Genomic DNA, 14872 nt, shown 5'->3' on the forward strand with positions numbered 1-14872 from the left:
AAACCGCTTAAAAAAAAATTAAAATTCTCCTAATTCGTTAATTTATTTAATACCTAACTTCATTTTTTCTATGTTAACAAGCTCCATTTTTTCCAATACATCTGATGTTTGACTTTTAATATAATCTTGTGTTTTTTTTGTTTCTTCTGTTATAAATTTTGAAATATTAGTTATAGCAATATGTCTCTTCTTAACAACTTTTTTTATTAACTGCTCAATTTTTAAGCGTTGTTCTTCTTCTAATTTTACACGTTCTAATTCACGCTCAGATAAAAATTTAATTGTTTCTTCCTTAAGTAAGCCATACTCAGAAAAAACTTTAATTAACTCAACTCCATTTTTTTTAAACTTAGATTCGAGGAAATTGTTAAGCTTAGCTTTCATTTCATTTAAGCTCTTAATGGCTTTGTTACATGAGAAATCTTCTGCAGTTGGAAAAAATATAGCCATTAAATAATTTTTCTTATTTTTTTCTAAGTCTATACTAGCTATATAGATGTTTATTTCACGAATTCCTACTGTACACATATCATGCAATTCTTCTTTAGATACTTCGAATTGTTTTTTTCTAAAGCTCTTAATCTTATCGTTTAATAATAAAATTTCTTTTTTTGCATTTTCCTTCTCTTTATAAACAACTCTACTTTCTGCACTTTTAAACTCAAATATTTTTGAGTTTGTTTTTTTTATGGCTCTATTTTTTTTAAAATTAAAACTACTTAATGCACTGCTATAGTTATCAAAAGCTTTTTTAAAAGAGCGTTTTTTAACTGAATCAGATGCCTTTCTTCCTAGTATTGCACCACCTATACCACCAAGTAATCCTCCTACAACTGTTCCTACTCCAGGAAAAATTAAAGACCCTAATGCTGCACCTCCATAAGCACCTGTTGTACCTCCACCCCCAGTACCTGCAACATCTAGCCCTATGTTTTTTGATGCATTTAATAAAGATGTATGTCCCTTAGTAATTAAGTCAATTTCTCTAAAGCTAGAAAGACCTGCTGTTATTACTGGAACATAAGTTTCAAAAACATCTACTGCTCCAGATAAAAAATCAGTGGCTTGCTCTGTTTGACTCATAATTTGTTCTCCAGAAATAGAAGGGTCTACAACTATAAGATTTTCTTGCCCTTCAATAAGTGCTTTATTTAATTCCTCTACACCAGCTTCACTACCAACATTAATGGCATTTTCAGGAATATTTGCCACATCTCCAGGAATGATTACTGGTATATCTGGATAATTATTAAAATGTTGACTTAATGAATTTGCATCTGCTACAGTTTTAACATTCATTTCATGTCCACTTACTAATAAATCCCAACCTGATTGGTTTGATTCTCCTGCCCACTGCACATCTAATCCTTTATCTTGTAAACTATTTGCTGCATATGCTTCCCCAATATGACCTCCAACTTTGCTTATTCCTTGGTTTGAAAAGCCATCCCAAAAATTATGGTCGTATGTTTGCACTTTGGTTGATAAGTCTGCAATGTTTTCTAAATTCTCACCAGATAACTTAGACATGCCTTCATAAACATATTCATCTACAGCTTGATAAGCTTGATACACATCTTGCCCTAAAAACAATGCTGCTTCAGAACCAGCAGCAATGAATGGAGCATTACTTTTTAAGAAGTTTGCGTTGATATCTTCAAAAGACTTTTTTAGTTCATTTGTAAGACTGTAATGCTCTTTAAAATTAGTAGACTCTTTATGTATTTCCTCTATTTTATTTCGATACTCTAAAAGTACTACTGAGGTATTATAAGTTTTTGGTAGATACTCTTTTTCTGTGTTTTTTATTTTAACAGCATGTTTGTGTTTTAACCACAACCTGTAAGGTAATATGTAATCTATCCAACTCAAGAGGTAATAGTATTTAAATTTTTAACCCTAACCTGACCACTCATTAATTTTGGTAATAAAGTATCTCTGGTTTTTTTAAGGGATTGGATTTGGGAATTGTTAATAGCTAGTTTTTCATAAAAGGGCATAACCATATCTGTAAATTTTTGAAGTAATACTTTATTTGGCATTATTACTTCAAAATTTCTTACTTTACCTACATTTAACATTAGCATACCTGTAGAACCTGTTATTTCATTTTCAAGTCTGAATTGACCTGTTTTTGATGCCAATACTTGATAAATATAAAAACTTAGTTCTTTTTCAAACCTCAAAATAGAAATATGTTGGTCTGCAACTACATTAACAGTTTCTTCAGTATAAAAATGAACTCTGCCTAAAGTTCCTTGACCTAAGGAATTTAATAAAATATCATGTTTTTTTATAAACTTATTTTCTGGAACAATAGTATCGTCTGCATAATATTTAAAATGTTGCTTTTCTAAATACCTCCCTTTATTAACCTTTTGATTTAAATTAATTAAATTACTTTTTTCAACATATTTAGTGGTAAATCCTCTTGTTATTTCATTCGAAACATTTTCCAAAGTATCAACTCTCCAACCCTCAGGTAACTCATCACCAATTTGGTATTTACCAAACCATTCTTTAAAAATAGTTTGAGCCATAGTTTCTAAGGTTTTGTTTTGGGCTTGAAGTAACGCTATTTTATCATCAAATGCTGTTAATACTTTTGCAATGGCTTTTTGTTCTTTAGTTGATTTTGAGATTAAAATAGGAATATCAACTAAATTTCCTTTTGATAGTTTTGGCTGTACAGCTCCAGTTATGAAACCTGAAACGTTTAATTTCTTAAAATATAATTCTAGATATTTAGTTAAATGTTCTGATTTACCTTTTGTTATATGTGCGTGATTATTAACCCAAAACTTGCCTTTGGCTATAAAAGCTATAGGAGTGTTTCTAGTGTTTAAATTCTCACCATCTTCTGAAATTAACAAAAACTCACCATCAAAAATATAATCATCTATATAATCAACAATATTAGAAGCTCCATAGTATGGATAATCACCTTTCCTTTTACTTCTAGTTTTAGTACTTAATGGTATTCTTTTATGATTATATATATCAATGAGTTCACCTAAATTAATTACCTCCCAACCTTTTGGTATATTATTTTCAACCCCCATACTTATATATTTACCCCAATATTAGCAAGTTGTTCTTTAATTTCTTGGTTCAACTCAGCTTCTTTATCCATTTGCTCTTTTAAAGTAGCAGACAAATCTGCCATTTTATCTTCAAAAGGGATACCATCATCTTCTTCATCTGGTATGCCCACATATCTACCAGGAGTTAGCACGTGTTTGTGTTTTTGTACTTCTTCTATTGTTGCAGATTTACAGTAGCCTTTTACATCTTCGTAACTTTCACCTTTACGCCAATTATGGTAGGTTTCAGTAATAAGATCTATATCTTCTTCTGCTAAATCTCTGTGAACTCTATCTTTCATATAGCCCATTTCTGAGGCATCTATAAATAAAATTTCTTTGCTATGGTTAGCTTTTTCTCTTCGTAGGTACCAAATACAAGCAGGTATGCCTGTGTTATAAAATAGTTGCTTAGGTAAAGCTACTATACACTCTACCAAATCTTGCTCTACTAAGTTTTCTCTTATTTTGCCTTCACCAGAAGTATTAGAACTTAAAGAACCATTAGCTAATACTGTTGCCATTACTCCTGTTGGTGCTAAATGATACAGCATATGCATCATCCAACCATAGTTGGCATTACCATTTGGTGGTGCTCCAAATTTCCAACGTGCATCTTCTTGCAATATGTTAATTCCCCAGTCTTTTTGGTTAAAAGGTGGGTTAGCTAATATGTAATCTGCTTTTAAATCTGGGTGCGCATCTTTTAAAAAAGAGCCTTCTGTGTTCCAGACCACAAACTCAGAGTTAATGTTTCTAATGGCAAGGTTCATTTTAGAAAGCTTCCAAGTAGTTTGGTTACTTTCTTGTCCATAAACAGTAATATCAGAAATTTTTCCTTGATGTTCTGTAACAAATTTTTCACTCATTACAAACATACCTCCAGAACCACAAGCAGGGTCATACACTCTACCTTTATAAGGTTCTATCATTTCTACCATAAGCTTTACAATAGCTTTTGGAGTGTAGAATTGCCCTCCTTTTTTACCTTCTGCATTTGCAAATTCTCCTAGAAAATACTCATATACTCTACCAAATAAATCTTTAGATTTTTCATTTTCAGCCTGTAATTCTGTATTGGAAATTAAATCAATCAATTGCCCTAAAGAAGCTTTGTCTAAATTAGCTTTTCCATATACTTTAGGCAGTACATTTTTAAGCTCTTTATTTTCACTTTCTATAGCATCCATAGCTTCATCTATAATCTGACCAATAGTTGGCAACTTAGCATTGTTATGGATGTGAGACCACCTTGCAGTTTGTGGTACAAAGAATACATTTTCTGCTAAATACTCATCTCTATCTTCTGGATCTGACCATTCGTCTGCTTCTAATTTTTGATAGAGCTCATCAAAACTTTCAGATATATATTTGATAAAGACTAAACCAAGAACTACATATTTATATTCTGCTGCGTCAATATTTTTACGCAACTTATCTGCAGCTTTAAACAATTGTTGTTCAAAACTGACTGTGTTGTTTTTTTTTGCCATTAAGTAGTGTAATTAATACAATTTTTGAATTTAAAGTTAAGAAAGTTAATTGGAATAAAGAAAGGATTTAAATTAAAAGAAGGTGATGAAAGACACCACCCTCTCTAAGCCTCTAACTTTTAGCGTATTTCCATTTAAACCCACCACAACTTTTTCTTTCCCCTCTGCACACTTTGGCAATGCTTGTTTTATTAAAACCAGTTTGCTTTGATGCTTCTGACACAGAATTGAATTCTTTTACAAAGTTTTCTTTTATAGTATATTGAACTACTTTTTTTTTCCTTTTATCTTTTGGTAAAGGAAATTTATCATAACAATCATAGCTCCAATAAAAGCCACCTGCAGAATTATTTACATTTAGACATACACTTGACAAGTTTTGTTTGGTTAAGTTTATTACAGCTCCTGCAATGGTTAAATTAGGATACTTATTTAACAACAAACCTGTTTTAATATCATATTGATACACAGTTTTTTTAATTTCTCCACCTTGAGACTGGTTGTACCCTTCTTCTTTTGAATTATACTTTAAAATATATTCTTTTTCTTTATTAGCTAATTCATTAGAAGTTGTGGCTGTATCAATTTGCTCCCACTTAAAAGCATTTACTCCATGAGTTGCAATTGCATGCTGAAATGCATAGCTTTTACCTTTCTTAGATTTTGCTAGATGATCCTTTTTTCTTTCTTCTAAAGTTTTTTCCGTAATCCCTATGTAACATTTATTATTTTGCTTATTCTGAACCCTATATACAATCTTGTTATTTATCTTTTTCATTATAGCACAGCATTATTAAAATTATCAATCATATTCGGAATTCCCACAAACAAATTACCAAACCTTGCCTCCTTTTCATTTTTTTGAATATGTTCTGCATTTTGGTATAACTTAAAAAATAAACTATCAGATTCAATTTCACTCTCTATCATTTGGATTATTAAATCTTTATCAGATTCTGACATTTTAAAGTATTGGAATTCTGGCACTAATTTTACCAGCAATTCAAAAATTGAATTCAAATCTTCATTTTTTAATTCTTCTTCTGAATACCTGAACTTTTCAATCAAGGATTCAAACAACTCTTCTAATTCAAATTCTCTCTCCGAGCTTGCTCGGTTAGTAAGATTATTAGTATTCTTGTTATTAGTAATCTTGTTATTAGTTGTGTCCTCTTTTGAAACTTCTTGAAATACCTTATAAGCTGGCACTGAAGGGCTATTTGGGCTACTCTCTTTAACACCAAAGCCTTTAGAGCTTTCTCTTACTTTAGTTTGCCATTTACCAAATTCTGCACTAAACTTAATTACATAGGCATCAACTAAATCATGATTGACAGAATATAGATTTGGTCTACCTAAACCTGGTCTAATTGAAATAACAAGACCTGCTTCAACTAAAATTTTTATGTTTTTGGTGATTACTTTTTCACTAAAACAAGTTTCAGCTTTAAGGTCAGCTAAACTAATGTAAAAGCAATCGCTTCCTCCTTTACTGGTCAATTTCCCAACACTTTTCCAGTATCCTTGTTTATAAACTAATACAGCTAGAATATCAGCTGCCTTCTCCCCTAGTTTATATCTAATAACTCTATTAGACTTAATAAATGAATTTGACTTTTTGAAATCCATAATATTTGTTTTATTTAACCTATCAATTGAGAGGTTTTCCGAGACAAAAATATGAGTATAAAAGGCAATTTTTCACTTCTAAATTCAATAACGTAGTATATCTGTAGTTTATATTTATTGTTGAATTACTTGAATAATTAGGACCTTATTAAAGCAATTTATTAAATAAAAATGATAAAAATAATTTAGCGTAGTAAACACGCAGTAAATTAAACAGGTAATATAGCATTAAGTAAAAGTCTATCTAATTTCTGATTTGTATTGTCTGTTATTTTGTAAGTTCTTAAGTCCTTATAAGTAATTTCTTTCAAAGATCTCACACTTACCTTAACAAAACACTTAACTGCAATTCTCCATTTATATACTCCCTTATCTTCAAAGCCTAATTCTGTTTTATTAATAAGTTTAATGAAGTATTTTAATTCTGAAGTACTTCCAATCCAAGTTACTCTATTTTGTACTTCAAGATTATCAAATAGCTTAAGGAAAGTTAATTGTTTGGTGTCACTAGAAATCAAGCCTTCCTTTAGTGTTATTCTGTATAGTTTATTTAGAGTATCTCTATGAGCAACTGTCTTTAAAAAGTAAAAAGATGAATTCTTGGACTTAGTATCTATTACGTCCACAAATTCAATGGAAAATTCATTTATGAACTCTAAAAGTAAAGTACTATATTTCTTTCCTATTTTATGATTCCTGAATTTTTCTAACTTATTTTCTAAATGTTCCTTAAAAGAAGTTCCATAAGCAATTTTTTCTGCAAGTGGTATTAAACTTAAACTATATTCATTCCTAAAGCTCTCCTTAATTTCATTAAGAGTAGATCTAAACTTATTTTCCTGATATTTTTCAAAATTCATCTTTACTTCATACTCATAACCATCTGCAGAAAAAAAGGTAGTTACATAATCTTCAGTATTAATAATAATGCCTTCATAATCCCAACCTTTCAAATCATAAATTTCCCTAGTATATTCTTTTTCTAAGTACCTTATATCCAAAAAATTATCTAAAAATTTTGCTTTTTCTATTAAACTCAAACTTATAAATTTTAACTTTCTACACTTAGCTAGAAAAATAAAAGTAGTTAGAAACATTTAAACCATGACAATTTTTAGCTATTTATAATAATACCTTATCTAAATACTTAGCAAAAAAATATACAAAAACTATAGTTTGGGGTTAGAAGAGGAAAAACTAATTTCCCTGCTTCTTTACCCAGCTAGCTTCACTTTTTCAGTATTTCTTTTATATTTATAAGGAGGAAAAGTCTCAAAAGTTGGTTAAATACATAACACTATAAAATACAACATAGACTCCTTTATTTCACTCAATTACTTGACCAAAATGATAATGATAATAAGCAGATTCACCCACAATAAATACGGTCTCTAAGTTGGCTGTGACTTTAATTTCTTGAACCCAAACAACCTCATCTTTCTTTAAAACTCCAATATCTCTTATTACTTTAATTCTAAAAGGAATAAAAATCTTAACTATTTCATTTCGACCTCTAACAATATATATGGAATGTGTTGAGAAATGCTTTAACTCTTCTAGAATATTGTTTATCTCCATCTTAACACTTATAACTTTGTAAGAAACCAATTGTAAGTATTGTTTTGAAGAGAATTAGCTAATCCTGTAACAAACTCAAATGTGTTAACATTTCTCTCTAAATTAGAGTCTATGTAAGAACTTTTATTTGCTTCAGTAAATAAGTTATACAACTGCCACAAATTAATTGCTCCATTTGGATCTCTTCTGAAATTTGGATCATTGTAATAATTCTTAACTGTAGTTGAAATCTGATTATCATTCATCAATAAAGTCAACTTGTCAACTTTGTCTTCCTTATTTAAAAATTGATACATCTTCATTTTTCCTATAAGATGACTAAACTGATTTTCTTCTAATTGAAACTTACTAATTCGTTCCAATTCTCCTAAGAACTTGTCTTTATTAAATGACTTTATAAGTTCATAAATCTTCTGCTTTAATTCTTGAATACTTCCAACTCTAACATCTATCAATAGCCCATCAGTAGAGACACATAGGTTAGTACAAACTTTATTTTTATACCCAATAAACACTTTAAACTTTTCTAAAGTTCTTTTACTATATAAGTTCTCTTGATTCAGTGCCCTAACTCCTCCTATTGTCAGTGATAGTTGATTCTTATTTACATTCTCTCGTAATGAAGGAATTTCAATTATAAATGCACATCTTTGATAGTAAATAGTCTTTTCGTGCGGTAAAAGTTCTTTTAAAGTTTTATTTATTGCAGATGGAACCCTTCCTTTGATTTGATGAGAAACTCTAATATTAGGTGCTGAAATTTGTTCATTACTAAATACTGAATTCACTACATCCTTTGTTGCTTCTATAAAGTTAGCATGTGAAATAGATAGATTATTATCACTATACACTGGTACTATGCACTCTTTTTTTATATGATTTAGTGTCACGCACTTTGTGTTAGCTTCAATGAAATTACTCTTATTACTTACTATTTCATCTTCCGATATAAATTGATTATTATTTAATGCTATTAATTCCATTTGTTTATTTTTAAGTATTATTAATTGATTGACCTAGATTCTCTAATTCACTTTTCTTTAGCATTATAGAAGGTAAAATCTTGTTTTGTAATTCTGGATACTTGGAATAGACATGTCTCAAAGCTTCAAGGCTTGTACATTCTTCTATTTCAACTTCTATATTTTCTTGTCTGCTATTCCCCGATTCTTGACTGCACCACTCTTTTATCATTGTACCAGTTTCTTCGTTTATTTTGAATTCTGGCTTACAAACAAACACTCCAGTTCTATCTTTGCTTGCTTTGCAATTGTGGGCTATATCAATATCAAATACTATTGTGAATTCATAATCCACATCATTTCTTTGGATTGCTTTTAGCCCAACTTTTTCAGGAATCATCTTTCCATTTTTTTGACTGATTACATAGTCTTGTTTTACCCTCATTGTAGAAATAATATTAGCATCTGAACTTAGTATCTTATTGATAAAAGCATTTTGTCTTGGAGTAATTTTTGCCCAGTTAGCAAATGAATTGCCTGACATATTACTATGTACATCCAATAAATAGTCCCAACAATGAGAAGTACTATCAATAATAATTACTTCCATTCCAGACTTTTCACATAATTCAATAGCTTTTATATATTTCTCTGGAGAATAAGGAGCTTCCAATGACACTACATTATAATCTCCTAAATGTGCATATAAATCTGCAGAGTTATTCTCTGTATCAATAACTGCTACCTTAGAAAACTGCCCATTAACTAATCCTTTAGCTAGTAATAAACTTGAATATGTTTTCCCTGAACCTGCACTGCCTTGTATAGCTAGTTTAATCTTTGTTTTTTTTCTATTTGATTTTCTTATTTCCATTCTTTTATTATTTAATTTTTAGACATAAAAAAAGCTCATAATATTCTTTATGAGCTTTATTGTTTAGTTAATACTGTTTACCTATTCTACCAATTCATCATTGATTAAATGATGTTTTAGGTTAAAAATACCTGTAAAATCTTCTTTAGATGCTCTAGTTCCGTTTACTAAATGAGACATAGTAATATGAGGATTCTCTAACTCATCAAATCTTAAGTTACATAGGTAAACTAGACCTTCTTCAATTCCATATTCATAATTGTTTTTGTAGCAAGTGGCTGTTCTCTCAACTGATTCTCCATTAGGTAATTCAAAACCTATTGTTACAATTATATATTCTTTTTCATTGGAGTTAGTAAGAACTTGTTCTCCAATTTTCTTTAGAGTTGCATTAAAAATAAATTCTGTTTCTCCATTTTGCTTGTTAATAATTTGTTTGTAATGTGTCATAATAAGATGTTTAAATTATAGAGATTGGTTTTTCCAGTCTTCCAAAATTTAAAGAAGGTGATTAAAGTTAAATTCTTCGAGCGAAGCGAGAACTGCTTACCCTAGATGATAATTAAAATGATAGTAAATCTGATTTTTTATCCATTCTTTACCCAACTATAACTGAGCTACCCCAGTCACCCCAATAAATTTAGAGGTGGGGGTACTTATTTCTATTATATTGCACTTGACATTGAAAAAAAAATTAAAAAAAAATTAAAAAAAATCTTTCAACTCATCACTGATTTTCTTTTTTACGATAGCCCCATAATGTGCTTGAGTAACTGTTATATTAGAATGACCCAAAATTTCCGAAACTACTTCCATTGAAATACCATTACTTAATAAAACTGTTGTAGCAAAGGTTTTTCTTGCAACGTGATGAGTTAACTTTTTATCAATACCAACAATTTCAGCAATCTCTTTTAGATAGGAATTAAACTTCTGATTGCTTATTTTAGGAAGAGTTTTGTTATAAGACAGTAGAATCTTTATTGCTTTAGGTAATAATGGGACTGAAATATTCTTTTTAGTTTTTTGACGATACATTTCTATCCATAAATTACCATCAAAACCTTTTTTTATATTATTCATTGTTAAATTTGACATCTCTAAATAAGCTAAACCTGTATAACAACAGAAAATAAATAAGTCTTTTACTTGTTGTAATCTTTTTTGCTTAAACTCATATTGTTCAAGAATTATAAGCTCGTCAGGTGTTAAATAAACTAACTTTTTAGTCACTCGTTTAGGCTTATATAAAATAAATGGGTCTTTCGAAATAAAATCTTCTGCTATGGCTAATTTCACTACTTTCTTAACTCTTTGAATAGTTCTATTTACAGTAATTTGTTGATGTTTCTTTTTTGATTTTAGGTAATAATTAAAATCATCTAAAAATTTCAAATTGATTTTTTCTAATAGGAAATCTTGCTTGTTGTAGTAGTCATTTACAAAGGTTTTTAGGTGATATTTTGATTCTTCATATTTTCTATAGGTGGATTTAGAATAACCATTTCCTAATAGTTTTTCAATCTTAGCATTGTGTAATTTAAATACTTCTAAAATTGTTTTACCTCTTCTGGTTGCTTTGCCCTGGTACTTAGAATAAATATCGTCAACATCAAAAACAGTTTCATTCACTTGTAAAAACAAAAAAGCCTGATTAATTTTTTGCTTAATCAGACTTAATTGTGTGTTGAGATAATTATTATCATTTGGAATAAAAGCTTTCTGCTTTTTGCTATTCCAATAATCTGGATTTAAGAATAATCCTGTTGAAAATTCTTTCCTCTTTTTCTGAAATGTAATTCTACATTTAAGAGGGCATTCGTTTCTTTTATTGATTTTATTCTTCTGTAAATAGAATAAAATTATAATTTTTTTAATTGACATAATGTTTAAAGTTTTAAAATGGGTCACCTAAAGAAAAATATGGGTCACCTAAAAGGATGCCTTTTTTAATAAAAAAGTTGGCATATTGGTTGTTTTAGAAAAAATTGTTATAGCTTTAATCCTTTGATATAGCTCATAAAAAAAGCCTTAAGAAAAATCTTAAGGCTAAATTAAAATTATAAAAGTGGTCCCACATGGACTCGAACCATGGACCACCTGATTATGAGTCAGGTGCTCTAACCAACTGAGCTATAGGACCTATAATTTAGGGTGCAAATGTACTATTAATTTTAAATTATTCGCAAATAAAATTAAAGAATAATTACACTGTTCTATTCATTAACCAAGTTCCGAAGTTTCTTAGGTTTGTTTTGTTAGCTTCAGAAATATCCATTTCTTCTAATGTATCAAAAGCTTTTTGAGTGTATTTTTCGATTTCTATAGACATTAAGTAAGGTATATCATTCATTTGATAAATTCTAGTTACCTCTACTACTTTAAAACCATTGTCTTTTAATTTCTTTCTATAGAAATATTTTAATTTCTTTTTGGTTTCCTTGTCTGCAACTTCTAGTGTTTTAAGATATAAGAAGGTTTTTTTGTTCTCCATAATATCTCCTCCAATTTGTTTACCAAACGTTTCTGGATCACCAAAAGTGTCTAAATAATCATCCTGTAATTGAAATGCTAAACCTAAATTTAAACCAAAGTCGTAAATTAAATCTGCATTTTTATCATCACTTTCAGCAACAATAGCACCCATTTTTAAAGCAGCTGCAACCAATACAGAGGTTTTTAAACAAATCATATTTAAATACTCATCTATAGTAACCTTTTTCCTTGTCTCGAAATCAACATCTAATTGCTGCCCATCACAAACTTCTAAAGCTGTTTTACTAAATAACTTTGCCAATTTCTGAAAAACTTCTGGCTTGTAGTTTTCAAAGTATTTGTAAGCTAGAATTAACATAGCATCTCCAGATAGAATGGCTCTGTTGATATCCCATTTTTCATGAACTGTTGCTTTACCTCTTCTAAGTGGTGCATCATCCATTATATCATCATGAACTAAAGTAAAATTATGAAAAACCTCTACTGCTAATGCTGCAGGTAAAGCCTTAGTATACTCTGTACCAAAAATATCTGCAGCCATTAATGTTAATACTGGCCTTATTCTTTTACCTCCTAATTTTAGAATATAATCTACAGGTTCATATAAGTTTTTAGGCTCTTGTACCCATTCTTTAGAATCTAAATAGGATAAAAATTCTTCTTGATAATGCTGAATGTCCAAATCTTTAAATTTTTATGTAAAAATAATGTAAAGAATTCGTAGAAATTAAATGTTATGTTAAAAATTCATTAAAACTTTGGAAACTTTTTTTGTTTCTAAAGTTTCCTGTTGTACTTTTGCACCCAATTTATGAAAGATAAAATATTAGAAAAATCGCAAGAACTATTCTTAAACCTTGGCTTTAAGAGTGTTACTATGGATGAAATTGCCAACTCCTTAGGTATTTCTAAAAAAACTTTATACAAACATTATTCAAATAAAACCCAATTAGTAGAAGAAGTTACAGATTATCTATTTGATAATATATGTTGTGAGATTGATAGTGTTTATGATTTGAATTTAAATCCTATTGAAGAACTTTTTGAAATTAAGAAAGTAGTATTGCAGAATTTGAAAGATGAAAAATCTTCTCCTCAATATCAACTTCAGAAATATTATCCAAAAATCTATTTTGAATTAAAAAATAAACAATTTGAGGTAATGCAAGGTTCTATAAAAGAAAACTTAAATACAGGTATAAATTTAAATCTATATAGAGCAGAAATAGATATAGAATTTATTTCTAGGTTATATTTTCATGGTTTAATTGGGGTAAGAGATAGAGACTTATTTCCTCTACAACAATACTCAATGAATAACCTAATTACAAATTATTTAGATTATCACTTAAGAGGTATTGCAACAGAAAAAGGAATAGAAGAATTAGAAAATCAATTAAACAAACAATCCGTTATTTATGAATAAATATTTTTATGTAATCTGCTTTTTAGTGTTTACATTAACTAGTAGAGCTCAAGAAAGTCCAATAACACTTTCTTTAAATAAAGCTATAGATTTAGCTTTAGAAAACAGCTATAATACTAGAGCAGCAGCAAATGATATTGCTTCTGCCAAAGAAAAGGTTTGGGAAACTACTACAATTGGCTTACCTCAAATTAATGGTGCTATAGATTATCAAAATTTTTTAAAACAACCAATTACTGTTGCAGATATAAATGGTGATGGAGTAGATGAAGAGTTTGTCTTTGGTACAAAACAGAATGTAAATGCATCTGTAACTTTATCTCAACTCTTGTTTGATGGTACTTACTTAGTAGGTTTACAGTCTGCCAAAACATTTTTAAAAATCTCAGAACAAGCCAAAGAAAAAACAGATTTAGTTACAAGAGAAGCTGTAATTAACGCTTATGGCAATGTTTTAATTTCTGAAAACAGTATTTTAATACTAGAAAACAACATTAAAATTCTTCAAAAAAATTACGATGATGCTAAAAAAATCTATGAAAATGGATTGAATGAAGAAGAAGATGTAGAGCAATTGTTAATTACTTTAGGTGATGTAAAAAATCAACTAAATAGTGTAAAAAGACTAAATGAAATTGCTTATCAAATGTTAAACCTAACACTTGGTAATTCTATTGATACAAAATTGGTTTTAACAGATACTTTAGATTCTTTAACAGAAGAAAACATTACTATAGATTTAGTAGGTGAAACATTCTTGTTCGAAAATCATATAGATTATAGAATTGCAGAGAATGATAGAGAAGCAAAACGTTTAATGATGAGGTTAGAGCAAAGTAAAAACTTACCAAGCTTAAGTGCTTTTGTAAATTATGGAACACAAGCTTTCTCTAACGAGTTTTCGTTCTTTGATAACAACCAAAGATGGTTTCAATCTTCTTTATTAGGTGTAAGTTTAAAGGTGCCTATTTTTAGCAGTTTTGGAAGAAAATCTAAAACAGCACAAGCAAAAATAGCTTTAAATACTGCAGATTTAAGATTAGAAGAAACTAAACAACGTTTAGAATTACAGGCTAAAAAAGCAAAAAGCGATTATCAACTAAGTATAGAAAGCTACCAAACAGCTAAGAAAAATTTAGGTTTAGCAGAAAGAATAGAAAAGAAACAGAGAATTAAGTTTTTCGAAGGCTTATCTTCTAGCTTTAATTTATTACAAGCCCAAACACAATTATACACACAACAACAGAATTATATACAATCTATGCTTAATGTTATTACTAACAAAGCAGCATTAGAAAACGCATTAAACATACCTATTAAATAATTAACCA

The 14872-nt window shown here is 29.1% G+C and carries 14 protein-coding genes and 1 tRNA gene; 2 read left to right on the forward strand and 13 right to left on the reverse strand.

What is annotated here, in order from left to right:
* Positions 1–42 precede the first annotated feature (42 nt).
* The 13 genes from LPB302_RS09035 to LPB302_RS09095 all read right to left on the reverse strand — a co-directional run bounded on the left by LPB302_RS09035 (position 43) and on the right by LPB302_RS09095 (position 12797).
* Positions 43–1872 (reverse strand): glycine zipper domain-containing protein, encoded by a 1830-nt coding sequence (locus LPB302_RS09035; protein ID WP_053973851.1) that lies wholly within the window; start codon positions 1870–1872, stop codon positions 43–45.
* Positions 1869–3062, reverse strand: a complete 1194-nt coding sequence (locus LPB302_RS09040; protein WP_074613509.1) for a restriction endonuclease subunit S — start codon at positions 3060–3062, stop codon at positions 1869–1871. Before LPB302_RS09040 ends, LPB302_RS09035 begins: the two co-directional genes overlap by 4 nt.
* 2 nt (positions 3063–3064) lie before the next feature.
* Positions 3065–4576, reverse strand: coding sequence for a class I SAM-dependent DNA methyltransferase (locus tag LPB302_RS09045; RefSeq protein WP_053973850.1), 1512 nt, complete (start codon positions 4574–4576; stop codon positions 3065–3067).
* Positions 4577–4688: 112 nt separating this feature from the next.
* Entirely contained in the window at positions 4689–5354 is a 666-nt protein-coding gene (locus LPB302_RS09050; protein ID WP_053973849.1) for an NUMOD1 domain-containing DNA-binding protein, read from the reverse strand.
* Entirely contained in the window at positions 5354–6205 is an 852-nt protein-coding gene (locus LPB302_RS09055) for a hypothetical protein (protein WP_053973848.1), read from the reverse strand. The genes LPB302_RS09050 and LPB302_RS09055 overlap by 1 nt, the downstream gene beginning before the upstream one ends.
* Before the next feature lie 209 nt (positions 6206–6414).
* Positions 6415–7245 carry a hypothetical protein gene (locus LPB302_RS09060; protein ID WP_053973847.1) on the reverse strand — a complete coding sequence of 277 codons (831 nt, stop codon included), beginning with the start codon at positions 7243–7245 and terminating at the stop codon, positions 6415–6417.
* Positions 7246–7531: 286 nt separating this feature from the next.
* Positions 7532–7783 (reverse strand): hypothetical protein, encoded by a 252-nt coding sequence (locus tag LPB302_RS09065; protein ID WP_143032684.1) that lies wholly within the window; start codon positions 7781–7783, stop codon positions 7532–7534.
* Between the two features lie 8 nt (positions 7784–7791).
* Complete coding sequence (locus LPB302_RS09070; protein WP_053973845.1) at positions 7792–8766, reverse strand: DUF3871 family protein; 975 nt, start codon at positions 8764–8766, stop codon at positions 7792–7794.
* A gap of 10 nt (positions 8767–8776) precedes the next feature.
* On the reverse strand, positions 8777–9619 hold the full coding sequence (locus LPB302_RS09075; RefSeq protein ID WP_053973844.1) for an AAA family ATPase: 843 nt from the start codon (positions 9617–9619) through the stop codon (positions 8777–8779).
* A gap of 81 nt (positions 9620–9700) precedes the next feature.
* Positions 9701–10069, reverse strand: a complete 369-nt coding sequence (locus LPB302_RS09080) for a hypothetical protein (protein WP_053973843.1) — start codon at positions 10067–10069, stop codon at positions 9701–9703.
* Between the two features lie 255 nt (positions 10070–10324).
* Positions 10325–11503: a site-specific integrase gene (locus tag LPB302_RS09085; protein WP_053973842.1), complete on the reverse strand. Its 1179-nt coding sequence runs from the start codon at positions 11501–11503 to the stop codon at positions 10325–10327.
* 185 nt (positions 11504–11688) lie between these two features.
* A tRNA-Ile gene (locus LPB302_RS09090) sits at positions 11689–11762 on the reverse strand.
* Positions 11763–11825: 63 nt separating this feature from the next.
* A complete protein-coding gene (locus tag LPB302_RS09095; RefSeq protein ID WP_053973841.1) occupies positions 11826–12797 on the reverse strand; it encodes a polyprenyl synthetase family protein in 972 nt (323 codons plus the stop codon).
* 129 nt (positions 12798–12926) lie between these two features.
* Between LPB302_RS09095 and LPB302_RS09100 the strand changes: the two genes are divergently transcribed.
* Positions 12927–13541 (forward strand): TetR/AcrR family transcriptional regulator, encoded by a 615-nt coding sequence (locus tag LPB302_RS09100; protein WP_053973840.1) that lies wholly within the window; start codon positions 12927–12929, stop codon positions 13539–13541.
* The gene (locus tag LPB302_RS09105) at positions 13534–14865 is read left to right on the forward strand and encodes a TolC family protein (protein ID WP_053973839.1); all 1332 of its coding nucleotides are present in this window, start codon (positions 13534–13536) and stop codon (positions 14863–14865) included. The genes LPB302_RS09100 and LPB302_RS09105 overlap by 8 nt, the downstream gene beginning before the upstream one ends.
* The last annotated feature ends 7 nt before the right edge of the window (positions 14866–14872 follow it).

It is taken from the genome of Polaribacter dokdonensis, from assembly GCF_024362345.1.
Lineage (GTDB): Bacteria > Bacteroidota > Bacteroidia > Flavobacteriales > Flavobacteriaceae > Polaribacter > Polaribacter dokdonensis.